Raw genomic sequence first — 26669 nt, forward strand, 5'->3', positions numbered from 1 at the left:
CTACGAGGTCCTGCCGGGCGGCTATGTCCAGACCGTCGGCCAGGCTGGATACGGCATCACCGGCACCTCGGGTGCCGACCAGTCCGGGCTCGATTTCGCCAATTTCGAGCTGATGAATCTCTCCGGTTACAAGTGGGGCGATATTGACGGCGACGGAACCTGGGACGAGCCCGATGGCGCGGGCCTGGAAGGCTGGACGATCGTCATCGATTTCGACGACAATCCGGACAACGGTTTCTTCGCATCGACCACCACCAACAGCGCTGGTTATTACGAGTTTACCAACCTGGGTCCGGATACGCTTGGCGACGACGGATCGACGAAACTGTCAGACGATGCGGACGGCACATTGTATGTCTATGAAATCCAGCAGAACGGTTTCACGCAGACATATAATGGCGGATACACGTTCAGCATCACGAGTGGCCTGGTGGTCAGCGGTGCGATCGGTGTCGCCGAGGAAGGCAATTTCGGCAACCAGATGATGCTGGGTGCCAATCGCACCCCCGGCTTCTGGCAATCGACGCTGGGTTATTCGCTCTATGACGGCGATGACGACAACAATGGCGATGCCAATGGCGACGGCGTGCCCGATGGAGACAAGAACTTCGACGAGGAAGGCTGGAGCACCACCGATCTGCTCACGAAATATGGCACGGATACCGATAGTGACGGTGAAAACGACACCTTCATACTGTGGGATGAGAACAATGATGGGCTCTACGATCCGGGCGACGATATCTTCCTCACGCCCGAGCAGCTCCATGACTGGGTCAGCGGTGGTCCCGCGGATGAGAAGGGCAGTCGCGACTATACCGAAGCCCTCGAACGCGACCTGGGAGCGACGTTCCTCAATACGCTGAACAATCATTCGCTGACGACTCCGGGAAGCGACAGCGAGGATCCGCACACGGGCCAGGATACGGTCGATGGCGAGATCTGGGATTCCTACACCGCTGCGGTCGAATTCATTCTGAAGCACGACGCCGACCTGGACGGTGAAGCCGATGTTGGGAAGAAGGGCCAGCAGCACGACTGGAAGGATGGCGAGTTCGGCGTCGACGATATCAGCGGTTCGGACGCACACACCGAACTGGCTGGCTTTAACGAGAATGGCGAAGCCATGATGGGCACCACGATGACCCAGATCCTGATGGATGGCGACGATTATTCAAGCGAGCTCGTCCAGAACTATCTGGGCATGCAGGATAGCCTGTTCTTCCAGGGCGGCCTGCTTGGCATCACGACGACCAACATCGATGACGACATGATGTTGGCCCAGAAAATGCTGGCAGTTTGAGGAGAGCGTTCTGGCAGGCAGGAATAACACGAGAATATCCGGATCTGTCCGGGTTTGAGACAGGCGAAGAGGCGTACCGTTATTGGACGCCTCTTTCCTGCTTACGGCAAATCAATCGCCGTCGGCACGGGAAAGTGATATCCCCTAATTCGGCAGGGTCGCTGAAGAGGGGAACTACAGAGGGGCAAATAATTGGCGTCTGCGACCAAGATTGAGATGCCCAAAGGGTGGATGGCCGAATGGCTTTCCGGTCCTTTGCGCGCCAACCGATCGATCTATCTCAAGGTCGCGATGGCCGCCGCCCTGATCAATCTCTTCGCGCTGATCACGGCGCTATTCACCATGACAGTGTACGATCGCGTGGTCCCCAATAATGCCACGGACTCGCTAGTCGCATTGACTATCGGGCTGGCGCTGGTTCTTCTCTTCGACTTCGGGCTCAAGCTCCTGCGCGCCTATTTCGTGGATGTCGCCGGTGCCAGGATTGACCGGGATATCGGCAGATCGATCTTCGACCATATCCTGGCGATGCGAATGGATCTGGGACGACACTCAACCGGTGGCCTTTCAGGCCTGGTCCGCGAGATCGACACGCTGCGCGACTTCTTTGCCTCTGCTACGATTACTGCGCTGGTCGACTTGCCCTTCATCCTCATCACTCTGGGCGTCATAGCCTTGATCGGGGGGGCGCTGGTCTTCGTCCCGATGACGATGGTTCCGCTGGTGGTCGGTGCGGCGCTCTTCACTCAGCCATTGATGAAGCGGGTTTCCGCCCAGACGCTGGGTGAAGCGCTGGGCAAACAATCGGTCCTGGTTGAAACGATCGGTAGCCTCGAGACGGTCAAATCCGCAAATGCCGGTTCGATCCTGAGCCAACGCTGGGATAGCGCAGTAAGCGGTCACGCAGGCGCATCGTTGCGGCAACGGATCATTTCCAACGTTTCGATCACGATCGCCGGGACGGCGCAAACCATGGCCTATACCGGCGTCGTCATCTTCGGCGTCTTCGCCATTGCGGACCAGACGCTCACACTGGGTGGGCTTATCGCCTGCTCGATCCTTTCCGGCCGAGTGGTCGCCCCGCTCGGTACGATCGCGCATCTGCTGACCCGCCTCAACGCCGCACGCACCGCATATCGCCAGATCGACAAATTCATGAACCAGCCTGTCGAGGGACCGAGCGGCGAAGGATTGGTCATGAACCGGGTCGAGGGCGCGATCGAGTTCCGCAATGTCGATTTCCGCTATCCTGACGCGCCCGAACTGGCGCTTTCCAACATCAATTTCCGGGTCGACCGGGGTGAGCACATCGGCCTGATCGGTCCGATCGGATCCGGCAAATCGACTATCGCAAGGCTCATGATCGGCCTGTATCCGCCCAGCAGTGGGCTGGTGCTGATCGACGGCACCGATGTCCGGCAGATGTCACCAAATGACCTGCGCACGAAAACAGGCGCGTTGCTGCAAGACAATGTGCTGCTGACCGGCTCGATCCGCGAAAACATCCTGCTCGGGCGCGCGGATGCAGCAGATGAGGAAATGATTCGCGCGGCCAAGGTGAGCATGGCGCATAATTTCATTTCCCGCTTCCCGAGCGGCTACGACCTGGAGCTGGCCGATCGCGGGGAAAGCCTTTCCGGCGGCCAGCGGCAGTCGATCGCGATGGCCCGCGCGCTGGTCGGTCGTCCACCGGTCATTATCATGGACGAGCCCACATCTTCCGTCGACCAGGAGACCGAACGGCAGTTGATGGAAAACCTGCGCAAGGAATTCGAAGGGCGCACGCTGGTGCTCATCACCCACCGCCCCTCGCTCCTGCGGTTGGTCGACCGCATCATTATGATGTCGAACGGCAAGATCGTCATGGATGGTACTCCCGAGGCAATCAAGAACCAGGTTGCGAACATCAAGAGCGCATTGAGGGAACGCGATGGCCAAGCTGCTTGACAATCTGAAGGGCGGAGAGGCCTCGGTCGAAGAGCAGGAGTTTGCCGCAAGGAAGTCTGCCAACATAATCCTCTGGGGGATCCTTGTCTTCGTCGTCCTGCTGTTCAGCTGGGCCGCGCTGACAAAGATCGATCGCAGCGTGCGCGGGCAAGGTAGCGTTGTTCCCAGTTCCAAGCTGCAAGTCGTCTCTAACCTCGAGGGCGGCGTCGTCGAAGAGATCCTGGTCAAGGCTGGCCAGGCGGTGAAGAAGGGCGATGTCCTGGTCCGCCTTTCCCCTACCCTCTCAGGGGCCGCTTTCGGTAGCTCGACCGCGGAAGTCAGCGCCTTGCAGACCAAGATTGCCAGGCTCGATGCAGAGGTTCGCGGAGTGACGCCAGAATATGGCGCTGCGCCGGAAAACCAGGTTGCGATCGAGCAATCGCTCCATTCGGCGCGCATGGCTGTGTTGCAAAGCGCGGTCGCAGCGGGGGCCGCCCGCGTAAACCAGGCCGAGCGTGCCGTGGTCGAAGCGCAGTCCACACTCGAGGCGCGCCGATCCACTCTGGCTGCCAATGAACAGGAGCTGGAAATGATCCGGCCATTGGTCGAGACGAAAATCATCCCGCGCGTCGACCTGATCCAGGCGGAAAATGCCGCGCTGGTGGCTCGCAAGGACGTCGATTCCGCGGTGGCCGCCCTTGCCCGCGCGCGTTCGGGCGTTGCCGAAGCCAGGGCCCAGGCGGCGCAGGCACGAAGCGACTGGCTGACGGAAACCGCCGGAGAGCTTTCGGTCGCGCAGGCGGAACTGAACGCCAAGCAGGAGCAGTTGCCGGCCCTTTCGGACCGCGTCGACCGCACAATTATCCGCAGTCCGGTAACAGGGTTGGTCAATCGCGTCCTGGTGACCACCGTGGGCGGCTCGGTCACCGCTGGCAGCCCGATCGCGGAGATCGTTCCATCCAAGGATTCGCTCTATATTGAAGCGCTGATCCGGCCTTCCGATATTGCCAATGTCAGCCTTGATCAGGATGCGCGGGTCGAGATCACTGCCTACAATCGCGCGATATATGGCACTCTTGATGGCAAGGTGACCGCTATTTCGCCCGACGCGGTGAAGGATGAACAGACCGGCGATACCTTCTACACAGTCGAAATCCAGACCACCGACCAGTTGCTGGACAGGGCAGGCAATCCACTCAAGATCGGCCCGGGCATGGTGGCCAATGTCAATCTGCTGGGCGAAAAGCGATCAATCCTGTCCTACATATTCACACCGATCACCCGGCTGAAAGACACAGCCTTCCGCGATTAGGCCTGATGGAAATGTGCCGCAAAGTTGACGAAGCCTGCACTCTCTCAAATCATCCCGCGGGCCATGTCGTCGGGCAGCGCGCCTGCCATGCCATCGTCAGCGGATAGCTCGCGGAAAGCGCGATCCTGCGACAAGTAGACTTTGCCGCTGAGTTCCTCCACGAAATGCGTGCGCTGCAATCGGTCCATCACCGGCCCCTTCACTTCGGACAGGTGCAGGCCGATGCCGCCATCCGCCAGCCGGTGGTTGATCGCCTCCAGGCTTTCAAGCCCGGACGCGTCGATCTCGTTCACCGCGCTGCACATCAGGATGACGTGGCGCAGGCTGGGCCGTTCGGAAACGCGCTCAAGCACATATTCCTCCAGCCGGCGGGCGTTGAGATAGGTCAGGCTCTCATCGATCCGGATCGAAAGGACATGCGGCACGGTAAAGACCTTGTGCCGGTCGATATTGCGGAAATGTTCGGTCTCAGGCACCCGCCCGACAATCGCCGCATGGGGCCTGCTGGCGCGCCACAGATAGAGCAGCAGACCGACCGCGACGCCCGCGATCACGCCCAGTTCCACGCCCGCGAGCAAGGTCAGGCCGATGGTCGCGACATGGGCGGCAAAGTCCGCCCTGGAATAGCGCCAAAGCTGCCCGGGAGTCTTCAGATCGACCAGGCTCAGCACCGCGACGATGATGGTCGCGGCCAGCGTCGCAATCGGCAATTGGAACAGCAGCGGCGTGAGGAACAGCGAAGCCAGCGCGATGCCGACCGCGGTATAGGCCCCGGCAGCGGGCGTTTCGGCCCCCGCATCGAAATTGACCACCGAGCGGGCGAAGCCGCCGGTCACGGGATAGCCGCCGGAGACCGCGCTGGCGAAATTGGCCGCGCCGAGGCCGATCAGTTCCTGATCGGGCGCAATGCGCTGGCGGCGCTTGGCCGCGAGCGTCTGCGCCACCGATACGCTCTCGACGAAGCCGATGACCGATATCAGCAGCGCGGGCACCCACAACTGCTCGATCAACGAGATGTCGACGCTGGGGATGGCAAACGGCGGCAGGCCCTGCGGAACTGCGCCCACCAGCTTGACGCCCTGCGCATCGAGACCCAGCGCGACCACAACCGCGATCGTTACAACCACGGCAGCGACCGGGCCGGCCTTGGCCGCCAGATCCGCCTGACGCGGCTTCAACCCCGCTGCGATCATGAGAGGCTTCGCGCCCTTGCGCACCCAGAACAGGAACAGAGTGACGGGAACGCCGATTGCCAGAGTCCACGGGTTCGTCTGCCCCAACCCCTTGGCCAGCGAGCCGAGCATGGCAGGCCAGTTGTCGCCATGCGCCGAAATGCCGAGGATGTGCTTGAGCTGGCTGGTCGCGATCAGCACACCGCTGGCAGTGATGAAACCGCTGATGACAGGATGCGAGAGCAAATTGGCGAGAAAGCCCAGGCGCAGCAGGCCCAGAACCGCCAGCATCACGCCGGACAGAGCTGCCAGCGTGATTGCTGCCTCGAGATATTCGGGCGAGCCTTGCGCAGCCACCGCGCCCGCCGCCGATGCGGTCATCAGCGAAACTACCGCCACCGGCCCCACTGCCAATGTACGGCTGGTCCCGAACAGCGCATAGGCCACCAGCGGCAGGATCGATGCATAGAGACCGACGACTGGCGGCAATCCGGCTAGCAGCGCATAGGCGAGGCTCTGTGGGATCAGCATGATAGTGACGATCACGGCCGCCACCATGTCGCTGGTCAGAACCGCTCGGTTGTAGCTCCGCCCCCAGTCGAGGATCGGCAGGTAGCGGCTGAGACGCATCATGCTAGTCCCGGACCGTCACGATCCGCCTTCGACCATCCGCATCAGCGCCATCCCGCCGAGCATGGCCACCACGAAGATCGCCGCCGAAACCGGCTTGATCGCCAGTGCAGCGACGCCCGGACCCGGGCAAAGCCCGCCAATGCCCCAACCGATCCCGAACAGCGCCGAGCCGCCGACCAGTTGCGGAGTAATGTCACGCCGCGTCGGAATCGTGAACTCAGTCGCGAAGATCGGACGTTCCATGCCCCTTTGAAGCATCCATGCAACGGCCATGACGATCACCGCCCCGCCCATCACAAAGGCGAGCGTGGGGTCCCAATCGCCGAACAGGTCGAGGAAGCCGCGCACGCGGGCTGGATCGGTCATCCCGCCCAAGGCAAGCCCCGCCCCGAACAGGGTTCCCGAAAGCAGGGGCGGAAGGATCCGGGCGATCGTCATTTGCCGCAGGTGTTCATGCCCATCAGGCGATAGGCCGGACAGAAGCCGACAATGCTGGTGACCAGCAAGACAGCCGCCACAATATATCCGCCGGTAGCCAGGCCGCCTTGAAGCGTGCCGTTATAGGCCAGTACGGCCAGCACGATAGCGACAACTACGCGTGCGATCCGGTCGAAATTTCCTACATTCTTACCCATCACATTACCTCCAGTCCAAGTGCATTCATTGCTGCAACAGTAGCGATTCCGGCGGCCATGAATGTCGCCGTTGCCACTATCGATCGCGGTGCCAGACGGCTCATCCCGCAGACGCCGTGGCCGCTGGTGCATCCGCTGCCCATGCGCGTGCCCATGCCGACCAGCACGCCCGCGATGATAATCGGGCTGGGTCTGGCGAAATGCGTTTCGAGACCGCCGGACAGCATCATCACGATGAATGCGCCAAGCGGCAGGCCGATCAGGAAAAGCCAGGCGCTGCTCATCGACATCCCGCCGCTGGCGATTTTCGTCGCGCGCGCGGCAATGCCAGATACGCCAGCAATTCGCCCCGCACCCAACAGCATGAGCGCCGAAGCGAGGCCGATCAGCACACCCCCGGCAAGCCCGGCGAGCGGCGCGGCATCGGGAAAGCCGGGAAGCATCATACCGCGTTCACCGGCATCTTGAGGTAAACTACACCGTTGTCCTCAGGCGGAGGTAGGTGACCTGCACGCATATTGACCTGCACCGATGGCAGGATCAGCCGCGGCATTTCGAGCGTGGCGTCGCGCGCTTCGCGCATTTCCACGAACTCGTCTTCGGAAACGCCGTCATGCGCATGGATATTTCCCTCGCGCTCGGCGGCGACGGTGGTTTCCCAGACATATTCGGCGCGGCCATCGGGCAGATAGTCGTGACACATGAACAGTCGGGTCTTGTCGGGAAGCGAGAGAATCCGCTGGATCGATTGATAGAGCTGCCGCGCATCGCCACCGGGAAAGTCGGCACGGGCCGTGCCGTAATCGGGCATGAACATCGTATCGCCCACAAATGCGGCATCGCCCACGACATAGGCGATACAGGCCGGGGTATGGCCCGGAACATGCAACACCGTCACCGGCAGCGCGCCTATCCGGAAGGTTGCTCCGTCGGAAAAGAGCACATCGAAATCCGATCCGTCGCGACGAAACTCACTGCCCACGTTGAACAGGTTTCCGAACACGTCCTGCACGGCCTTGATGTTCTCGCCAATCGCGATCCTGCCGCCCAGCTTCTCTTGCAGATAGGGCGCGGCCGATATGTGATCCGCATGGGCGTGGGTTTCCAGCAGCCACGTCACGTCCAGTCTGTTCGCTTTCACATAATCGGTAATCTTGTCGGCCGACGAGTAGGATGTTCGCCCCGATGCCGGATCATAATCCAGCACCGAGTCGATCACTGCCGCTTGCTTGCTCGCAGGGTCGTGCACGACATAGGAAACCGTGAAAGTATGCTCGTCAAAAAAGCCTTTCACTTCAGGTTGTAACGCTGCGTCAACCAGCGCCTTTTCGACCTGATCGCCAGCCGCAAGCAGCGCATTATCGATGCTGCTCATCTTGTCACCTCAAAACTTTATTTACATAAATTATGTATATGTATTGCATTTCGAGAGTCAAGTGCTAATCAATGGATATGGACCAGCTTGCATCGGATCATGATCGCGGCGAAGCGCTGCGGATCGGCGACAGGGCGCCCGAATTCACGGCGCGTAGCACCACGGGCGACATTCGCCTTTCGGACTTCCTGGGGCGCTGGCTGGTGCTGTTCTCCCACCCGGCGGACTTCACCCCCGTCTGCACGACAGAGTTCGTCGCGCTGGCACGGGAGGCAGATGCATTCGATCAGCGCGACTGCGCGCTGATGGCGCTTTCGGTCGACAGCCTGTTCTCGCACTTCGCCTGGCTCAGGATGATCCGCGACCGTTTCGATATCGAAGTGCGCTTCCCCATCGTGGAAGATCCGACACTGGTGATTGGTCGCGCCTTCGGGATGGTTTCCCCTCAGGCCAATGACAGCGCCACCGTGCGCACAACCTTCTTCATCGACCCGCAGGGCGTGATCCGGGCGATGACCTGCTACCCGGCCAATGTGGGCCGCTCGATCCCTGAAATGCTGCGCACGCTGGACGCGCTGCAGGCGGTGGATGAGGACCAGGCGCTGGCGCCGGCCAATTGGCGTCCCGGTGACGCTTTGCTCAAACCGCCGACGAACATGCTCGATGAAGTCTATTCGGCAAAACACGAAACCGATTGGTTCCTGCGTGAAGAGACGGGGGCTCGGCGCAAATGAGCAAACAGCCCCCCGTCGACGCGCTCAAGGCCATTGCTCACCCGCTGCGTTTTTGCATTCTCGAGCGGCTGAAATCCGGCGAGATGAATGTCGGCGAGATCGAGGAAGCAACCGGCATCGGACAGCCCGCTCTGTCCCAGCAATTGGCGGTGCTGCGCAAGGCAGCGCTGGTCGAAACCCGCAAGGAGGCCAAACAAGTCTTCTACAAGCTGGCCAAGGCCGAGCTAAACGATCTTGCAGAGGCGATTGGATCGCTCGCGGGAACGGCGCGATCACCGGAGAAGCCGGGCCGCAAGCCCTCCCCCGGCGCTGCCAATTTTGCGCGGCTTTCCTGACGGGACTGACCTACACCAGGCTTCGCATCAAACTTAAACGCAAATTAACCTTATAGTGCGACCCTCGACGGGAAAGAGGCTCGTACAGTGATCGCAACGCTCCATAAATCCGTGTCGCATGATCGGCGCCGCTCACAGCGGTACCACTTGCGCCTGGGCCTGCGGACATCGTCCTCTGTCGGAGATAGCGTCGCCGTCGTCACCAATATCTCCAACGGCGGACTGAACCTGTTGTGCTCAGAGCCACCCGGAGTTGGCGAGACTATACTGGTGGAGTTTCCGGACAACCCTCCCATGGCAGCGCGAGTTATCTGGTCCGACGGACGATCGACGGGTTGCGAGTTCTCCTATGCGCTGACCGATCACCAGCTTTCGGCTATTCTCGAACTGGGAGAGGAAACGGAACCGCTGGCCCTCGCGGGTTTCGACGAAGCCGAAACAGTAGAGCGTTGGCCCGGTAGCGTAAGGATCGCGCTGATCCTGTGCCTCGCGGCCCTGGGATGGATCTCCATTGCCTGGGCAATCTCTTCCTGAGAATTGCACCGCATTTCGTTTGACGGATTCATTGCAGAAAACCCATCGTCAGCACAGGCCGCCTCGCTGGCTCTGCCCTGCCCCGATCAGACTGCCGAACTGAAGCGCCGCCCCGATTGCTGGCGATAGGGATCGAACAAGGCCGCAACCGTGCGTGCATAGGGCAGCCCATGCTGGCGGATAATGACCGTGTCATCCTCGATCGCCGCGAGGCCGCGGCTGACGAAAGGCTCCAGCGCGGGCTGGACTTCCGCCAGCAATTTGCCGCCAACCTTGGCCTTACCGCTGCATAGGAGCCGCTCGATCACTGCCCCTCGATAGCGGTCGTCTGCGCTGCGCCAGATTCCCCTGTTGCCCACCAGCAGGCCTTGCGAGGCCACCATGCGATAACGCCCGCTATTCTTCTCGTTCTGAACCAGCAGGTCGGGGAAGCTGCTGATCGCCGAACTTCCAAGCCCGATCAGGTTCGGCGCCGCGTCGTCGGTGAAGCCCTGGAAGTTGCGGTGTAGCGTCCCGTCCAGCGCCGCATGAGCGAGAGGATCGCCGCCCGGCTTGGCGAAATGATCGAACCCTACCGGCGTATAGCCGTGGGTACATAGATAGGTGTAGCCCATGTCCGCCATCGCGAAGCGCTCTGCCTGATCGGGCAATCCAGTGGCGTCGATTGCCCGCTGACGCGGAACGAGATGAGGCACATGGGCATAGCCGAACAGCGCGACCCGGTCCGCCCCCAGCACACGTGTGCGGTGCAGCGTATCGAGCAGATCCTCGCGGGTCTGGCGCGGCAAGCCGTACATGAGATCGAAATTGAGCGAGGTGACGCCAGCATCGCGCAGCCAATCGACCGTTCGCACGATCAGTTCTTCCGGCTGAACGCGGCCGATTGCCACCTGGCAATGCTCGGCAAAGGTCTGCACGCCCAGGCTGGCGCGTTCGATCCCGACCCTTGCGATGGCATCAGCCCACTCCTGTGTCATGGTGCGCGGATCGAGCTCGATGGAGGTGATGGGGTCCTGGCAGGCGAACCGGGCCTTAAGCAGACTGGCCAAGGCCACGAACTCGTCCGGCTGGATCGCATTGGGGCTGCCTCCACCGAAAGATATGCGCCGCACTTGCGCGTCTTGCGGGACGAGCGCCGCAACCGTCTCGGTTTCCTGATGAAGCGCCGAGAGATATGAATCCAGCCGCTGCTTGCGGCCAGCCGCTCCGGTGTTGCAGCCGCAATAGAAGCAGATCTTCTCGCAAAAGGGGATGTGGACGTAGAGCGAAATATCGCCCTCGACCCGCTCAAGAGCTTTGCGATAGGCGAGCGGATCGATTTCGCCAAACTCAGCCGCGGTCGGATAGCTGGTATAACGCGGAACCGGTGTTTCGAGCAGTTCTGGATAATAGGGCCACATGCCCGGTTTCTTGTAGCGAAACCCGACGGGCGTCTTTGCGCTGGATCAATTTCGCTTGCGCGAACAGCCCGCGTGGCATCCCTTCGTTTCGCATGGCACCGGTGCTTGATCGTCATCATTGCCGAGCGGAATCGACAGCGCGCCACCATTGCACAGCTTCAACGTCAGGCTTTCCTGTTGCGCAGGCAGCGGCCCGACCATGATCGGAAACAGTGCTGCAACGCCGAACCAGAGCACGCTCATTCTTCGTCTTCCTCATCGATCAGGATACGATTGGCTGCGCCATCCATATCTTCGAACTGACCGTCCTTCATCGCCCAGAAGAACACCCCCAGCCCCAGCAATCCCATGCCCAGCGCTATCGGAATTAGGAAGGTGAGCCCGGTCATCTTGCGGCCCTCGCAAGACGCAGCGAATTGCCGACAACCACCAGCGAACTGATCGACATGGCAATCGCCGCGATCAGCGGAGTGACAAAGCCGAACAGTGCCAGCGGCACTGCCAGCACATTATAGCCGATCGCCAGGCGAAAGTTCTGCCGCACGATTGCCATTGTCCGCCGCGCGACCTGCACCGCGAGAGCCACAGGCATCAGCCTTTCACCGATGAAGACGGCATCGGCTGCCTGCTGGCTGGCATCGCTGGCCGTACCCGGCGCAATCGAAGCATGGGCGGAAGCGAGCGCAGGCCCATCGTTGAGTCCGTCCCCAACCATCAACGGCCAATGGCCTTCCTGCTTGAGCGCTTCCAGTTCATCGAGCTTTTCCTGCGGCTTCGCCGCTGATCGCGCATTGAGGCCGAGCCTCTGCGCGACTTGCTCCACCGCTTCGCTGCGGTCGCCCGACAGGATACGGCTGGAAATGCCGAACCCATTCAGCGAATCCAGCGTCTGCTGGGCGTCGGGCCGCAGCGGATCGCTGAAGTCGAGCGTCCAGCCATTGTCGCCAATCCGCAGATGCGTGGCCATGGCGGCGCTGTCGCCATCAGGACGTTGGAGCGCGATATTCCTGTCCTGCCAGCGCGCAGTGAGCCCGCTGCCCTGCTCTTCGCGGACGTCCTCGATCTCGGCCGGGGTTACACCTGCGGCTTGCAACGCATGCGCAAGCCCGCGACTGAGCGGGTGGCGACTGGACTGGGCGAGCGCCAGCGCCACGCTCCGCGCCTCGTCATTCAGGGCGGAAATATCGGGGCGCGGCTCACCAAGAGTTAACGTGCCGGTCTTGTCGAACAGCGCCACATCGACCTCCGCCAGGCGTTCGAGTGCACTGCCATCCTTCACCAGAAGCCCGCGCTTTATCAGCGCGCCGGACGCCACCACTTGCGCTGCCGGAACCGCCAGCCCCAGCGCACAAGGGCAAGTGATGATAAGCACGGCAATGGCAATCACCAGCGACTGGTGCCACCCGGCCCCTGCGATCATCCAGGCGACGAATGCCAAGGCAGCGAGCGAATGCACGGCGGGCGCGTAGAGGCGCGAGGCACGGTCGGCGATGCGAACATAGCGGCTGCGCGACTGGCCCGCTTCGTCCATCAGCCGGGCGACCTCCGCAATGACCGTATCGCTCGCCACGGCTGTTATCCGGACGCGGAGCGGATCAAGCAGATTGATCGCGCCGGCATGGACCATCCCGCCCTTGTGTACCGCTTCTGGCGCGCTCTCGCCCGTAAGCATCGAATTGTCGATTGCGCCCTGCCCCTGCTCGATCACGCCGTCGGCAGCCAGCGCTTCGCCCGCTGCAACCAGCATGAGCATACCGGGCTCCAGCCGGTCAGCCTCGATCCTCTTGGTCGAACCGTCAGGCTGGATCACGCTGGCACTACGCCCCATCCGGCCCAGCAAGGCGCCGATCCCGGCCCGTGTGCGCGAACGCATGCTGGCATCGAGCGCTCGCCCTGCAAGCAGGAAGAACAGCAGCATCACCGCGCTTTCGAAATAGGCATGCGCCCCGCCAGTTGCCGTCTCGTAAAGGCTCAAGCCGGTCGCCAGTATGACGCCGATGGAAATCGGCACATCCATATTGGTGCGGCGATAGCGCAGCGCCATCCACGCGGATGAAAAGAATGGACGCCCGGCATAGAGGATCACCGGCAAGGCGATCAGGCCCGATAGCCAGTGGAACATCTCACGCGTCGCACCGCCCGCGCCAGCCCAGACGCTGATTGACAGCAGCATGATATTCATCATGCCGAACCCAGCCACCGCCAGCGATCGCAGCAGTTGCTTCAGTTCCCTGTCGTCTTGCGCCAGCGGATTGGCCGCCACTGCCTGCGCCTCGAAGCCCAGCCGCCGCAGAGCTTCGACCAGATCGTCTTCTCCAAGCCGCGGGTCATGATGCACGGCCACACGCTTGTTCGAGAAATTGACGCGAGCGGCCTCTACCCCGTCCAGTTCGGAAAGTCCGCGCTCGATCTTCGCTATGCATCCGGCACAGCGCATCCCGGGCACTGTGAAGCGCGTATCGGTCAGAGCAAATCCGGCCTTGTCATTCGAGATGACCGGAGCGTTCATGCGATCTTCTTTTCCTCGATCCAGCTTGAATTGCCTGCGCGGATGATAACACGAATGGTCCAACGACCGTCGGCCAAAGGACTGGTGGATATGTAACGCCCATCACCATTTCCGGCGAATTGCAGGATCTCTTCCTCATCATCGCCAAGCGGGCGTCGCGCGATCGCCGTCACTTCCGCAGTTGCAGGCACGCCCTGTGTGGTGACCAGCACCAGGCCCGCCTTGTCGCGCTCCAGCTCGGCCTGCCAGCCCAGCGCCTCCTGCTCCTTTTCCTGTTCGAGCCAGCCATTGTACTTCTGACTCGCGACGTAAGAGTTCTCGACCACCACGCCGTTGAACGAAGCGCGCGCCTCGTAGGCCATGTAGAAGTTTACGCCGACGACCACGCCGAACCCCAGGACCAGGATTGCCGCCATGTGCCAACCGGTGAACTTGTCCTTCATCAGGAACCTCCCGGCGCGGAGAACCGTGCCTCTGCCGTATCGCTTTCACCCTTCTCGTCGAGCGACATTACACCAAAATCGAAATCCCTGGTCGCCGAACCACTTGGCATGACGACATAGGCACGCATGATGAAGGTCTGGTCTGCCGGAACGGTCACTTTCTGCACGGTCGCCGCATCGGATTGAAGCATGGTATCGGTCCAAAAGCGCCCACCCGGCAAGCCTTGAAGCGAAACCTCCATCTCGCGCGGGCGGCTTTCCATATTGCGCAGTTTGACCGTGTAGGAATTGCGGATCGACCCGTCGCTCATCAGCATGAATGGCGGATTGCGATCAGGCGAGACGCTGATATCGGTATGGTTCCTTACGCCCAGCGCAAACAAAAGGCCCAAGCCGATAGCAGCCCACACCAGGAAATAGGCGATCGTGCGCAGTCGCAGCAACGCCTTCCATGCTGGTCGGGGTGCTTCACCGGCGGCTTCACGTTCGCAATCTTCAAGTGTGGCGTAGTCGATCAGCCCCCGGGGCCGACCGACATCCTTCATGACCTTATCGCAGGCATCGATGCACAATGCGCAAGTAATACAGCCGATCTGCGGACCTTCGCGTATGTCGATCCCCGTCGGACAGACCGCAACACATTGCATACAATCGATGCAATCGCCGAACGCCCCGGGATTCTTTTCGGCCTTCTTCACGCTGCCACGCGGTTCACCGCGCCAATCCTTATAAGTGACGATCAGCGAATTTTCGTCCAGCATCGCGGACTGGATCCGCGGCCAGGGGCACATATAAATGCAGACCTGTTCGCGCATGAAACCACCCAGCGCGAAGGTGGTGAACGTCAGGATGGCCACTGTCACATATGCGATGGGTGCTGCGTCGCCTGCCCAGAAATCGCGCGTCAGGGTCGGCGCGTCGGCAAAGTACATGATCCATGCGCCGCCGGTCCAGAAACTGATGACCAGATAGATTGTCCACTTGAACGCCCGCTTCGCGATCTTCCGGGGGCCCCACGGCGCGGCATCAAGCCGGATACGTGCATTGCGGTCGCCATCGACAAATCGGTCGATATGCTGGAACACATCGGTCCACACCGTCTGCGGGCAGGTATAGCCGCACCAGGCACGGCCGACGGCGCTGGTAACCAGAAACAGCCCGATTCCCGCCATGATCAGCAATCCGGCAACGAAATAGAATTCGTGCGGCCAGATCTCGATCCCGAACATGTAGAACCGCCGGTTGGCGAGATCGATCAGGACAGCCTGGTCAGGGGCGTAAGCCCCGCGGTCCCAGCGAATCCACGGCGTGCCGTAATAGATCGCCAGTGTGACGAACATGACGAGCCACTTGAAACGACGGAATGGCCCATCGATCCGCTTGTTATGGACCTGTTTGCGTTTCTCGTAGAGGTGCGTCCCCTCTGAAGGGGTGGAAAGATTACTGGGTTTGTTCATCGCTTCCAGCCGTCTGGTCACCGGAAATCTCGTCCTGATCCCCCGAAACCTCTGCTGGATCCTCGCCTCCCCCAAGCGAATGCACATATGCTGTCAGCATCTTGATCGTCACAGGATCGAGCCTGTTCTGCCATGCCGGCATGATGCCCATGCGCGGATTCAGGATCTGCTGCTTGATCAATTCGCGGTTGCCGCCGTAAAGCCAGATGGCATCGTTCAGTGCGGGCGCACCTTGCGTGCGGTCGCCTTCGCCTGCAGGCCCGTGGCATACGGAGCAATTGTCCGCATAGAGCTGCGCACCGAGTTCGCTCGACTGGGCTTTGCCGGAAAAGGACAGAACCTGATCGGTCACGGCATCGAGCTGCTTCGCATCGAAAGCACCGTCGAATGTTGGCATCAGACTGTAACGGGTCAGATCGTGTTCCGGTTGGCGAATACCATTGGCAATCGTGTATTCGATCGTCTGGAAATCGCCTCCCCACAGCCAGTCATCATCGTTGAGGTTGGGATAGCCGGGGCCGCCGGCCGCACCCGCACCATGGCACTGCACGCAGTTCACGGTAAAGGCGGCACGTCCGCCCGCAACCGCCTGCTGTAGCAGCGCAGGATCGCCCGCAACCTCTTCAATAGGCATCGAAGCCAGTTGCTGGCGGAAAGCCGCGCGACCCTCTTCCGCCGCCTTCATTTCCTGTGCCAGCTGGCCTCGGCTGGTCCAACCCAGATAGCCTTCGGTTGCCTTGCTCACCATGGGCCAGGCCGGGTAGAGCACCACATAGATGATGCCCCATACAATCGTGGCGTAATACAGGAACAGCCACCAGCGAGGCATCGGCGTATCGAGTTCTTCGATGCCATCCCATTCGTGACCAACGAAATCGGTACCTGTAGTCTCGTCGACGCGCTTATTGGCCATCGTCGGCCTCCTCGAAAATCGACATTGCTGCTGTGCGGTTTTGAGCCCTTGAACCGGGCCGGAACGGCCAGGCGCAAAGCACCGCGAACAGTATGAACATGATTGCCAGCCAATGGCTGTCGGCGAAATGGCGAATGGATTCGTACAGCGTCATCGGCCAGTCTCCGTCGCCAGCTCTTCCTGCGCCGCCGCGCTGCCGACATCGACCAGCGTGCCCAGCATCTGGAGATAGGCGACCAGCGCGTCCATTTCAGTCACGCGGGTCGGATCGCCGTCATAATCGCGGATCTGCGCCTTGGGATAGCGTTCCGTCAGGTCGCCCGCATCGAGATCGGGATTGGCCTGAGCCATCAGATCGTCCGAAGCCTTCTCAATATCGGTTTCGCTATAAGGCACGCCGACCCGGCTCAACGCCGTGAGATTGGCTGACGGGTCCGCCAGTTCCAGCTTGGTCTCCGACAGGAAGCTGTAAGACGGCATGATGCTTTCCGGCACCACGCTTTGCGGGTTCTGAAGGTGCTGAACATGCCACTCGTCCGAATAGCGCCCGCCGACACGCGCCAGATCCGGCCCTGTCCGCTTGGAGCCCCACTGGAACGGGTGATCGTACATGCTTTCAGCCGCCAGACTGTAGTGGCCGTAGCGCTCCACTTCGTCACGGAAAGGGCGGATCATCTGGCTGTGACAGACATAGCACCCTTCGCGGATGTAGATATCCCTGCCCGCCAGTTCGAGCGGGGTATAGGGACGCATTCCGTCCACCTTCTCGATCGTGTTGTCGATCCAGAACAGCGGAGCGATTTCCACGATCCCGCCGATCATGACCGTCAGGAGCGTCGCCGCGCCGAGCAGCGTCACATTGCGTTCGAGCTTCTTGTGGCGCCCGAATGGTTGCTTGGCTTGATTGCTCATCGTTCGGGCTCCTATTCGGCAGGGGTTGCTGCTGGGAGAGGGTGATCGGCGCCTTCATCGTAGCGCGCCTCGGACATCGGAGCTTCGCTACGCAGCCTGCCGGCGAGTGTTTGCCAGACGTTCCAGAGCATGATCAGGAAGCCGCTCAGGTAAAGGGCTCCGCCGAACGCACGCAACAGGAACATCGGCTTGATCGCTTCCACCCCGTCGACGAACGACCAGATCAGGTAGCCATCGGGCCCGTATTCGGCCCACATCAGGCCCTGGGTGATACCCGCCACCCACATGCTGGAGGCGTAGAACACGATACCCAGCGTTGCGAGCCAGAAGTGCCAGTTAATCATGCGCAGCGAATACATCCGTTCCCGCTTCCACAGGCGCGGCACCAGGAAATAGACGCAAGCGAAGGTGATCATGCCGTTCCAGCCCAGCGCACCCGAATGGACGTGACCGATGGTCCAGTCCGTATAGTGCGACAGGCTGTTGACCCATTTGATGCTCATCATCGGGCCTTCGAACGTGCTCATCCCGTAGAATGCGAGCGAGATCACCATCATGCGGATGATCGGATCGGTGCGGACCTTGTCCCACGCCCCGTTGAGCGTCATCAACCCGTTGATCATACCGCCCCAGCTGGGCATCCACAGGATCACGCTGAACACCATGCCTAGCGTCTGTGCCCAGTCGGGCAACGCCGTGTAGTGCAAGTGGTGCGGACCCGCCCAGATGTAGAGGAAGATCAGGCTCCAGAAGTGGATGATCGACAGGCGGTATGAATAGACCGGCCGCTCCGCCTGTTTCGGCACGAAGTAATACATCATCGCCAGGAAGCCTGCGGTCAGGAAGAAACCGACCGCGTTATGGCCATACCACCATTGCGTCAGCGCATCCTGCACCCCGGCGAAAGCCGCATAGCTCCGGCTGCCCAGCAGGCTCACCGGCATCGCAAGGTTGTTCACCACATGCAGCATCGCGATCGTCACGATGAATGCGAGATAGAACCAGTTCGCGACGTAGATATGCGGTTCATGACGCCGGACGATAGTCCCCACGAACACGACCAGGTAAGCAACCCAGACGATCGTGAGCCACAGATCGACATACCATTCCGGTTCGGCATATTCCTTCGATTGCGTTACGCCGAGCAGATAGCCGGTCGCAGCCAGCACGATAAACAGCTGGTATCCCCAGAACACGAACCGCGCGAGGCCGGGAAAGGCAAGCTGCGTACGGCATGTGCGCTGGACGACATAAAAGCTGGTCGCGATCAGCGCGTTGCCACCAAAAGCGAAGATCACCGCGCTGGTATGAAGTGGCCGCAATCGGCCAAAATTGAGGTAGGGCTCGACGTTGAGTTCGGGGAATCGCATCTGCAGAGCGATCAGCAAACCGGCCAGGAAACCGGCCAGCCCCCAGAACAGGGTCGCGATAACGCCCCACCGAATGGGGTCGTCATCGTATTTCGACGGACCCGGCGGCATCCGGAAGATGCTCTGCGCACGCGCGAGCGGATTGTAGTTACTGGCAGTGACCCAGATCATCACGAAGGCCACGATCGCAATAATCGTGGCATGCGCGGCAAATCCGAAATCATGCGCGCCTGCGATTGCGGCCAGTGCAAGCAAGAGCAAAAGCGCCCAAAGCCCGACTCTGCCTAATACAGCTTCCATGATGTTACCTTCCCCTGAATTGAGTCAGCGCGGTAGTGATTCACGTACCGCCCCACATTGATTCACATCAAGTTTCGAATTTTCGGTCGTACCGTCATTCAAAAATGTCCCGCCATGTCTGCCAGGGCAGCCGGGTCGCACAGGCGAACCCGCGACCTCCCGCCGGTCAGGACCAGACCGGCATCACGCAATTCGCCGAACTGCCGGCTTACGGTTTCAATCGTAAGCCCCAGGCTGTCCGCAATATCGCGGCGAGACATTGGCAAGTCCAATACCAACGCTTCTTCCTCCACAGACTCCATCCGTTCCGCCATGGATAGCAGAAAACTTGCGACCCTTTCGCGGGCATTCTTGCGCCCCAAGCCAACGGCCTTGTCTCTGCAACGATGAAGCGCGGTCTGTGCACGATCGAGCAGTGGCCGAAGGATTGCAGGTTCAGATGCCCCTCGATCATAGAACTCTCGCGATGGAAACACGATCAGTAAACTGTCCTTTAGGGCAACCAGGCTGCTCGCGTGCATGGCATCGGCAGGCACGGAGATGATGTCGCCCCCGAAATGAAATGCGACGATCTGTTCGCGTCCACCCTTGGCATGCGCCACGAGCTTGGTGGCTCCGCTGGCGAGATAGACCGTCAGGTTGATCGAGTGATCCAGCGGAGCAGTCTTCCCCTTCTTCAGGGCAATTTCATTCGACAAATCGCGCAGCTCACGCCCAACATGGCTGCCTGGCTCGACACCAAAGGTCGATCTCAAGAATATATCGAGGGTGCCAGACGCTGCCATCAACGGATTCCATACGGGGCGGAGAATGGAACCGTGCTTCGCCACAAAGGCCCATAAAGTCTTTGATTGAGATCAATGAAGCATTGTCGCGCGAATCATACATGCGCCTCGACGTCGCACACAACTCGACTGCAAGGGGTGGTCGGTGCGGCGCAGGGAAACGAAAGATGAAAGCGTATTTACTGGCCGGCTGCGTCGCACTTGCTTCCATTGCAGCACCCGCTTCCGCTCAGGATCGAGCTGGTTCGGTACAGGTCAAGCTCCTTGGCACCGGCGTCTTGCCCGATGGCAAGATCAAGTCGGTCAACGTCGATATCGTGGGTCTTCCCGCCGATACGCAGACCAAGGCGAACGACAATTTCGTTCCGACAGTCGCGATCGAGTATTTCGTTACCGACAATTTCTCGCTCGAAACGATCTGCTGCATGACCCAGCACGATGTCGATGGAACGACGGGCCTTCCGGGGGCGGAACTTGTCTCCAACGCCAAACTAATCCCTGCGACCCTGACCGCGAAGTATCACTTCGACCTGGGCGCGGTGAAGCCCTATGTCGGCGCAGGACCAACCTACTTCCTGTGGATCAAGGACAAGCCGGGTGCAGCAACCATCCCGCTTGGAGTGACCAAGTTCGATCTTTCGGACGAGTTCGGCCTCGCGCTTCAGGCCGGTGTCGACATTCCTCTGAATGATAGCGGTTTCGGGCTTTCGCTCGATGCCAAGCGCTATTTCATCGACACCAAAGCGCGCTGGTATGCGGGTGACGTGCTGGCGATTGAAACCAAGCACAAACTCGATCCCTGGGTCATCAGCGCAGGAGTTACCTACTCGTTCTGAGCCCATTCGGGTGAGAGCGGGCAAAACCCGCTCCGTCGCAAAAAGAACGATAAATGGAAATCCGCCGCGGGAAGCTCTGTGCTTCTCGCGGCGATTTCATTTGGCGCGGGAAACAGCCTTCAGGCCGAAACGCGAATGTGGCCTTATCGCCCGAAGGTCTAATTGGCGAGCCGATCACAAGGGAGCAGTTTGCCTCCAACGAATCTTGTCGTGAGGAGAAGGTAAAGTGCTCGAACAGGCTATGAACAAATTCAGCGGCCAATCGCTGATCAAGGAAAAATTCGACAATTTCATCGGCGGCAAATGGGTTGCCCCGGTCAAAGGTCAGTATTTCGACAATATCTCGCCCATTACCGGTCAGCCCGTCTGCCAGGTGGCGCGTGGAACTGCCGAGGACATCGAGCTGGCGCTCGACGCGGCACATAAGGCGAAGGATGCCTGGGGTCAGGCGTCCAGCACCGAACGCGCGAACGTCCTCAACCGGATCGCCCAGCGCATGGAAGACAATCTCGACATGCTGGCGATGGTGGAGACTATCGACAATGGCAAGCCGATCCGCGAGACGACCGCGGCAGACATCCCGCTGGCGATCGACCATTTCCGCTATTTCGCCGCTTGCATCCGTGCGCAGGAAGGCTCGATCGCGGAAATCGACCATGACACGGTCGCTTATCACTTCCACGAACCGCTCGGTGTAGTCGGCCAGATCATCCCGTGGAACTTCCCCATCCTGATGGCGGCGTGGAAGCTCGCCCCGGCGCTGGCCGCGGGCAATTGCGTGGTGCTCAAACCCGCCGAGCAGACTCCCATGTCGATCCTGGTGCTGGCCGAACTGGTGGCGGACCTGCTGCCTGAAGGCGTGCTCAACATTGTCAACGGCTTTGGCGTTGAAGCGGGCAAGCCGCTCGCCACCAACAAGCGGATCGCCAAGATCGCCTTCACCGGCGAAACTACGACGGGCCGCCTGATCATGCAGTATGCATCGGAAAACCTCATTCCCTGCACGCTGGAACTGGGCGGCAAGAGCCCGAACATCTTCTTCGCCGACGTAATGGCCGAAGACGACGACTATCTCGACAAGGCTCTCGAAGGCTTTGCGATGTTCGCGCTGAACCAGGGCGAAGTCTGCACCTGCCCCAGCCGCGCGCTGGTACACGAATCGATCTACGATCGCTTCATCGAGAAGGCAGTTGCGCGGGTCGAGGCAATCAAGCTCGGCAGCCCGCTCGATCCCGCTACCATGATCGGTGCGCAGGCCTCGAACGACCAGCTCGAGAAGATCCTCAGCTACATCGATATCGGCAGGGATGAAGGCGCCAAGGTCCTGACCGGCGGCGGCCGCCAGATCCATGAAGGCGAACTGGCAGATGGCTACTACGTCAAGCCGACCGTCCTTGAAGGCCACAACAAGATGCGGATCTTCCAGGAAGAGATCTTCGGTCCGGTCCTTTCGGTCACGAAGTTCAAGGACGATGCTGATGCGCTCGCCATCGCCAATGACACACTCTACGGCCTGGGTGCCGGCGTGTGGAGCCGCAGCGCCAACACTTGCTACCGCTTCGGACGCGCCATCCAGGCGGGCCGCGTGTGGACCAACTGCTACCACGCCTATCCGGCCCATGCGGCCTTCGGCGGCTACAAGCAGTCGGGCATTGGGCGCGAAACGCACAAGATGATGCTGGATCACTACCAGCAGACCAAGAACATGCTGGTCAGCTACTCGCCCAAGGCGCTTGGCTTCTTCTGATGCCGGTCTGCCTTACGGCAAGATCCCCATTCCCGTCCGGCTCCTCTCACCTCTCTCCACGCCGGACGGGATCGAATGGGAAAGGCAGGTTGGCTTCGGCCAGCCTGCCTTTTACCCTATGTGAGAGAGAGACGTGACCGCATCCCCTCCCCGAATTCTTGCTACCCCCGAAGCAGAGCAATGGATCGCGCGGCTGACAGAAATGCACGGCCCGCTGATGTTCCATCAATCGGGCGGCTGCTGCGATGGCAGCGCCCCGATGTGCTTTGCGAGAGGGGAGTTCCGCGTAGGCGCGCAGGACGTGCTGCTCGGAATTCTAACCCAGGATACACCAGTCTGGATCGGCGCCGCGCAGTTCGAATACTGGCGGCACACGCAAGTCACGATCGACGTTGTGCCCGGACGTGGCTCCGGGATGAGCCTGGAAGCGCCTGAAGGTATTCGATTTATTGTCAGAAGCCGCGTCTTCACCGATCACGAGGCCGAACTGCTCGAAGCGGCAGGCGATCCGCCCCGTGGCGATAGCGTGGAGGCAGGCTGACGGCACCAAATCGCTTGATTGCACGGACCGGCAGCGTAAGCTCGCCCGTTCGGGGATCGGGCCAAACTAGCGGACTGGATAAATCCGGCCGGGGAGAGGAGATTGCACCAACCGCGTCAAAGCCAAGCCGGTGAATTGGTGTCTGCATCGTCGCATGCAGCAACACCGGGCGACGCAGTGGCTGAGATTGCGGAGCAGACCCGCGGCCTCGATATTGCAGGTGGCGTTTTGTTTTGCGGCGACCGCTATGGCCGAGAGGAGCTTGCCGAAGCAATCCGGGAGCAACTTTCGGACTTTCCCCTGATTGGCTGCACCAGCGCAGGCGAATTGACATCTCGAGGTTATGACACAGAAAGCCTTCAGTTTATCGGGTTCCCCGCATCGAGCTTCACGATGTCCGTCTTGCCGGTGGCGGATCTCGACGGCTTCGACCGCGATGAGGCGCGGCGGCAGATCAGGCATCTCGCCGCCAATGCCCGCGAAGAAGCGAGCCTGTTGTTGGGCGACAATCTCAAGCAGGTTGCGTTGTTCCTGGTCGACGGCCTGTCTCACCGCGAAGAGGTGCTGACGATGACCGCGCAAGACGCGCTGGGTGACATTGCACTGATCGGCGGATCGAGCGGCGACGGCTTGACCTTCCTGGAAACCGGCGTGCTGTTCGATGGCGATTTTCACCAGGATGCAGCGGTTATCGCAATCCTGACCAGCACGCGGGCGCTGCATGTATTCTCGGCCAATCATTACCAGCCCGGACCGGCCAAGATGGTGGTGACTGAAGCGGATCCGGAAAAGCGCATCGTCTATGAAATCAACGCTGCGCCCGCTGCAGAGGAATACCGGCGGCTTTCGGGTAATCCTGTCGAACCCCTGGATACGGCCTTCTTTGCAGCACACCCACCGATGGTGCGGACGGGTGGGACCTACCACGTCCGCTCGATTCAAAGTGCGAACGAAGACGGCAGCCTGACCTTCTATTGCGCGGTCGACAACGGGATCGTGCTGACTATCGGAGAGCCGGTCGATCGTATCGTCCGGATGCAAGAGCTATTTAGCGAGATTGAGCGGCACGTCGGCGAAACGGACCTCATTCTCGGTTTCGACTGCGTTCTCAACCGGGTGGATGCGGATAGCCGCCAGCTGAGCCGCGAAATTTCGCAGCTTTATTCGGAGAACCGCATCGTCGGCTTCAACACTTATGGCGAGCAATTCCGCGCCGCCCATGTCAATCAGACGCTCAGCGGTCTGGCAATCGGCCGCTGATGGCCTCCACGACATCCTCTGGCGATGAACGCGAACGCGAGGCGGAAATCGAAGCGCTTAAGGAGCAGGTTCGCCGGCTCGAAAAGATCAACGCAGCCCTGGTCGACCGGGTCGAGCGTTCGACCGACATTCAGGGCGGTGCCTTTTCGATGTTCGAGAACGCGATCACGCTGGAAGCGATGGTCCGCGACCGGACAGCCGAATTGGAAGACGCGCTCGGCCAGCTCGCCAGCGCCAATGCCAAGCTCGAAGTTGCGCACCGCGATGCCGACGCCGCCCGGTCGCGGCTGCGCGACGCAATTGAATCGCTCAGCGATGGATTTGCGCTGTTTGACGCCAATGACCGCCTGTTGATGTGCAATCGGGCATTTCTCAAGTTCTGGCCCGAGCTTGAAGATCTGTCGGAAAACAGCCCGGCCTTCGAAGATCTGGCTCAGCAACTTGCGCGCAGCGGGCGGACAATCGGCTCGCTGGTCTCTCCCGATCGCTGGATCAAGGATCGCATCGCCAGGCACAGCAAGGCCGACGGCGCGCATGTGCAGGCGCTCAGCGACGGGCGCTGGCTCCAGATCAACGAACTCCGCACCAGCGAAGGCGGTACCGTTGGCATCTACACCGACATCACCAGCGTCAAGGCAGAGGATGCGCGCGAACGGGCAAAGGAACTGGCGGTCCGAAACCTGGCCCTGCAGGCCACGCTCGATACGCTTTCCGAGGGCGCCTGCCTGTTTGGCAGCAACCGAAAGCTGCAAGCATGGAACGATGGCTTTGCCGAGATGCTGATGCTGAAGGCAGGCGTGGAAAGCGTAATTGGCAGTCATGAAGACCTTGCCCGATATTGCGTGGAGGAGCGCGGCCTGGACCGGCCTCAGGCGGTCGAATGGCGCGATGGGCGTGGCCCCAGGATCAGCACCGAATGCACCATGGATGGCCGCCATTTCGTGGTCCGGTCAACCACCCTGGCGACCGGCGGCATGGCCTTTGCCTTTGACGATGTGACAGACCGGCTGCGCTATCAGCAATCGCTCAAGGAAACGGCCGAGACACTTGAGAAAGCGGTCCAGCAACGAACCGCCGAGCTCAGTGAACTCAACAGCGAGCTGGAAGCCGCCAAGGACGAGGCCGAACAGGCAAATCGCTCCAAGACTAGTTTTATTGCAGCGGCCAGCCACGATCTTCTGCAGCCGCTCAACGCGGCCCGGCTGTTCGTGTCCGCACTGGGCGAGCGAAGACTTGCGCCGGATTCTCGCGGGCTGGTTACGCGGGCATCGGTGGCTCTCGATTCAGTGGAGGAACTGCTCGAGGCGCTGTTCGAGATTTCCCGGCTCGATGCAGGGGCAAAGGAGCCGGAATTCGTTGCACTCGAACTCGACCGGATCTTTACGGCTCTGCGAATCGAATTCGGTCCTTCTGCCAAGTCCGCCGGGCTCGATTTCAACGTGGAAGAGTGCGGGCTGTGGGTCCGCAGCGACATGCACATGCTCCGCCGCATCCTGCAGAACCTGGTTTCCAACGCGATCCGCTATACCGAAAGGGGCAGCGTGTCCCTGTCCGCCAGGCGCGACGACGACCAGGTTCGCATCCTCGTCCGCGATACGGGTGTGGGAATCGCACCGGAAAAGCGCGAAGATATCTTCCACGAGTTCCGCCGCCTCAAGATCACCAGCCGCCAGCCGGGCCACGGGCTCGGCCTTGCAATCGTGCGACGAAGTTGCGTTGCACTCGGGCACGTCATCGAGATCGAGTCCGAAGTTGGCGAAGGGTCCGAGTTTGCGCTGATCCTTCCAGCCGAAGAGCCGGTCGAAGTCGTCGAAGCGGCGAAGCCAACTCGCGCGTCACGGCCTGCACGCGGCGGTGGGACGGCGATCATCATCGACAATGACAAGGCCATCCTGGAGGGCATGAGCGCACTGCTTTCCAATTGGGGGTTGCAGGTTTTTGCGGTCTCCGGGCTCAGCGATCAGGCTCTGGAAGGCGCGATCGCTGCAGGTCCGGATGTCCTGATCGCAGACTTCCATCTCGATGACGATCTGACCGGTGACAAGGCGATCGCATCATTGCGGGACGCAATCGGAGAGCAGGTCCCCGCCCTCGTCATCACCGCCGATCGCACAGAGGAGGTCAAGGCGAGCCTTACCAAGCAGCAGCTTCCGATGCTCACCAAACCGGTGAAGCCTGCGCAGCTGCGCGCCTTGCTGCGCCGACTGGGCGTCCTGCAATAGGTTTGAGGTGCCGTCTGA

27 protein-coding genes are annotated in these 26669 nt (G+C 60.7%); 11 read left to right on the forward strand and 16 right to left on the reverse strand.

All coding sequences use genetic code 11. From position 1 onward, the window contains the following. From ACQY6C_RS00005 to ACQY6C_RS00015, 3 genes are all read left to right on the forward strand, one after another. On the forward strand, nt 1–1300 hold a 1300-nt coding region (locus ACQY6C_RS00005), incomplete at its 5' end, for a carboxypeptidase-like regulatory domain-containing protein (RefSeq protein ID WP_427963359.1). Between the two features lie 231 nt (nt 1301–1531). Next, nucleotides 1532–3247 (forward strand): type I secretion system permease/ATPase, encoded by a 1716-nt coding sequence (locus tag ACQY6C_RS00010; RefSeq protein ID WP_427963361.1) that lies wholly within the window; start codon nt 1532–1534, stop codon nt 3245–3247. Continuing rightward, entirely contained in the window at nt 3231–4538 is a 1308-nt protein-coding gene (locus tag ACQY6C_RS00015; protein WP_427963363.1) for an HlyD family type I secretion periplasmic adaptor subunit, read from the forward strand. The genes ACQY6C_RS00010 and ACQY6C_RS00015 overlap by 17 nt, the downstream gene beginning before the upstream one ends. Nucleotides 4539–4582: 44 nt before the next feature. On the opposite strand, the gene ACQY6C_RS00020 is transcribed toward ACQY6C_RS00015, so the two are convergent. From ACQY6C_RS00020 to ACQY6C_RS00040, 5 genes are read right to left on the reverse strand one after another with little or no spacing between them, the layout of a single operon-like run. Next, a complete protein-coding gene (locus ACQY6C_RS00020; RefSeq protein WP_427963365.1) occupies nt 4583–6343 on the reverse strand; it encodes a SulP family inorganic anion transporter in 1761 nt (586 codons plus the stop codon). Nucleotides 6344–6358: 15 nt separating this feature from the next. After that, entirely contained in the window at nt 6359–6781 is a 423-nt protein-coding gene (locus tag ACQY6C_RS00025; protein ID WP_427963367.1) for a DUF6691 family protein, read from the reverse strand. Next, nucleotides 6778–6978, reverse strand: a complete 201-nt coding sequence (locus ACQY6C_RS00030) for a YgaP family membrane protein (protein WP_427963368.1) — start codon at nt 6976–6978, stop codon at nt 6778–6780. Before ACQY6C_RS00030 ends, ACQY6C_RS00025 begins: the two co-directional genes overlap by 4 nt. Further along, complete coding sequence (locus tag ACQY6C_RS00035; protein WP_427963370.1) at nt 6978–7424, reverse strand: YeeE/YedE family protein; 447 nt, start codon at nt 7422–7424, stop codon at nt 6978–6980. Before ACQY6C_RS00035 ends, ACQY6C_RS00030 begins: the two co-directional genes overlap by 1 nt. Next, nucleotides 7421–8353: an MBL fold metallo-hydrolase gene (locus ACQY6C_RS00040; protein ID WP_427963372.1), complete on the reverse strand. Its 933-nt coding sequence runs from the start codon at nt 8351–8353 to the stop codon at nt 7421–7423. Before ACQY6C_RS00040 ends, ACQY6C_RS00035 begins: the two co-directional genes overlap by 4 nt. Nucleotides 8354–8430: 77 nt before the next feature. Between ACQY6C_RS00040 and ACQY6C_RS00045 the strand changes: the two genes are divergently transcribed. The 3 genes from ACQY6C_RS00045 (at nt 8431) to ACQY6C_RS00055 (ending at nt 9956) form a co-directional block, all read left to right on the forward strand. After that, nucleotides 8431–9087, forward strand: a complete 657-nt coding sequence (locus ACQY6C_RS00045; RefSeq protein ID WP_427963374.1) for a peroxiredoxin — start codon at nt 8431–8433, stop codon at nt 9085–9087. After that, the gene (locus tag ACQY6C_RS00050) at nt 9084–9422 is read left to right on the forward strand and encodes an ArsR/SmtB family transcription factor (protein WP_427963376.1); all 339 of its coding nucleotides are present in this window, start codon (nt 9084–9086) and stop codon (nt 9420–9422) included. The genes ACQY6C_RS00045 and ACQY6C_RS00050 overlap by 4 nt, the downstream gene beginning before the upstream one ends. 111 nt (nt 9423–9533) lie before the next feature. Further along, nucleotides 9534–9956 (forward strand): PilZ domain-containing protein, encoded by a 423-nt coding sequence (locus ACQY6C_RS00055; RefSeq protein ID WP_427963681.1) that lies wholly within the window; start codon nt 9534–9536, stop codon nt 9954–9956. 86 nt (nt 9957–10042) lie between these two features. Here the strand turns inward: ACQY6C_RS00055 and hemN are convergent, their stop codons facing one another. The 11 genes from hemN to ACQY6C_RS00110 all read right to left on the reverse strand — a co-directional run bounded on the left by hemN (nt 10043) and on the right by ACQY6C_RS00110 (nt 20045). Continuing rightward, nucleotides 10043–11356 carry an oxygen-independent coproporphyrinogen III oxidase gene (gene hemN, locus ACQY6C_RS00060; RefSeq protein ID WP_427963378.1) on the reverse strand — a complete coding sequence of 438 codons (1314 nt, stop codon included), beginning with the start codon at nt 11354–11356 and terminating at the stop codon, nt 10043–10045. A gap of 45 nt (nt 11357–11401) precedes the next feature. Further along, on the reverse strand, nt 11402–11599 hold the full coding sequence (locus ACQY6C_RS00065) for a hypothetical protein (protein WP_427963380.1): 198 nt from the start codon (nt 11597–11599) through the stop codon (nt 11402–11404). Beyond that, a complete protein-coding gene (gene ccoS, locus ACQY6C_RS00070; protein WP_427963382.1) occupies nt 11596–11745 on the reverse strand; it encodes a cbb3-type cytochrome oxidase assembly protein CcoS in 150 nt (49 codons plus the stop codon). The genes ACQY6C_RS00065 and ccoS overlap by 4 nt, the downstream gene beginning before the upstream one ends. After that, nucleotides 11742–13865 carry a heavy metal translocating P-type ATPase gene (locus ACQY6C_RS00075; RefSeq protein ID WP_427963383.1) on the reverse strand — a complete coding sequence of 708 codons (2124 nt, stop codon included), beginning with the start codon at nt 13863–13865 and terminating at the stop codon, nt 11742–11744. The genes ccoS and ACQY6C_RS00075 overlap by 4 nt, the downstream gene beginning before the upstream one ends. After that, complete coding sequence (locus ACQY6C_RS00080) at nt 13862–14308, reverse strand: FixH family protein (protein WP_427963384.1); 447 nt, start codon at nt 14306–14308, stop codon at nt 13862–13864. The genes ACQY6C_RS00075 and ACQY6C_RS00080 overlap by 4 nt, the downstream gene beginning before the upstream one ends. Beyond that, nucleotides 14308–15765 carry a cytochrome c oxidase accessory protein CcoG gene (gene ccoG / locus ACQY6C_RS00085; RefSeq protein ID WP_427963386.1) on the reverse strand — a complete coding sequence of 486 codons (1458 nt, stop codon included), beginning with the start codon at nt 15763–15765 and terminating at the stop codon, nt 14308–14310. Before ccoG ends, ACQY6C_RS00080 begins: the two co-directional genes overlap by 1 nt. Continuing rightward, complete coding sequence (gene ccoP / locus ACQY6C_RS00090) at nt 15749–16678, reverse strand: cytochrome-c oxidase, cbb3-type subunit III (RefSeq protein WP_427963388.1); 930 nt, start codon at nt 16676–16678, stop codon at nt 15749–15751. Before ccoP ends, ccoG begins: the two co-directional genes overlap by 17 nt. Beyond that, on the reverse strand, nt 16668–16832 hold the full coding sequence (locus ACQY6C_RS00095; RefSeq protein WP_427963389.1) for a cbb3-type cytochrome oxidase subunit 3: 165 nt from the start codon (nt 16830–16832) through the stop codon (nt 16668–16670). Before ACQY6C_RS00095 ends, ccoP begins: the two co-directional genes overlap by 11 nt. Next, entirely contained in the window at nt 16829–17590 is a 762-nt protein-coding gene (gene ccoO / locus ACQY6C_RS00100) for a cytochrome-c oxidase, cbb3-type subunit II (protein ID WP_427963391.1), read from the reverse strand. Before ccoO ends, ACQY6C_RS00095 begins: the two co-directional genes overlap by 4 nt. Nucleotides 17591–17601: 11 nt before the next feature. After that, nucleotides 17602–19260 carry a cytochrome-c oxidase, cbb3-type subunit I gene (ccoN, locus tag ACQY6C_RS00105; RefSeq protein ID WP_427963393.1) on the reverse strand — a complete coding sequence of 553 codons (1659 nt, stop codon included), beginning with the start codon at nt 19258–19260 and terminating at the stop codon, nt 17602–17604. A gap of 98 nt (nt 19261–19358) precedes the next feature. Further along, entirely contained in the window at nt 19359–20045 is a 687-nt protein-coding gene (locus ACQY6C_RS00110) for a helix-turn-helix domain-containing protein (protein ID WP_427963395.1), read from the reverse strand. Between the two features lie 167 nt (nt 20046–20212). Between ACQY6C_RS00110 and ACQY6C_RS00115 the strand changes: the two genes are divergently transcribed. The 5 genes from ACQY6C_RS00115 (at nt 20213) to ACQY6C_RS00135 (ending at nt 26651) form a co-directional block, all read left to right on the forward strand. Continuing rightward, nucleotides 20213–20881 carry an OmpW/AlkL family protein gene (locus ACQY6C_RS00115; RefSeq protein ID WP_427963396.1) on the forward strand — a complete coding sequence of 223 codons (669 nt, stop codon included), beginning with the start codon at nt 20213–20215 and terminating at the stop codon, nt 20879–20881. A gap of 241 nt (nt 20882–21122) precedes the next feature. Then, nucleotides 21123–22628 carry an aldehyde dehydrogenase gene (gene adh / locus ACQY6C_RS00120; protein WP_427963398.1) on the forward strand — a complete coding sequence of 502 codons (1506 nt, stop codon included), beginning with the start codon at nt 21123–21125 and terminating at the stop codon, nt 22626–22628. Nucleotides 22629–22761: 133 nt separating this feature from the next. Beyond that, nucleotides 22762–23169: a DUF779 domain-containing protein gene (locus ACQY6C_RS00125; protein ID WP_427963399.1), complete on the forward strand. Its 408-nt coding sequence runs from the start codon at nt 22762–22764 to the stop codon at nt 23167–23169. A 135-nt stretch (nt 23170–23304) separates the two neighbouring features. Further along, the gene (locus ACQY6C_RS00130) at nt 23305–24429 is read left to right on the forward strand and encodes an FIST N-terminal domain-containing protein (RefSeq protein WP_427963400.1); all 1125 of its coding nucleotides are present in this window, start codon (nt 23305–23307) and stop codon (nt 24427–24429) included. Further along, a complete protein-coding gene (locus ACQY6C_RS00135) occupies nt 24429–26651 on the forward strand; it encodes an ATP-binding protein (protein ID WP_427963402.1) in 2223 nt (740 codons plus the stop codon). The genes ACQY6C_RS00130 and ACQY6C_RS00135 overlap by 1 nt, the downstream gene beginning before the upstream one ends. Nucleotides 26652–26669 lie beyond the last annotated feature (18 nt).

It is taken from the genome of Altererythrobacter sp. (assembly GCF_050299635.1).
GTDB lineage: Bacteria > Pseudomonadota > Alphaproteobacteria > Sphingomonadales > Sphingomonadaceae > Erythrobacter.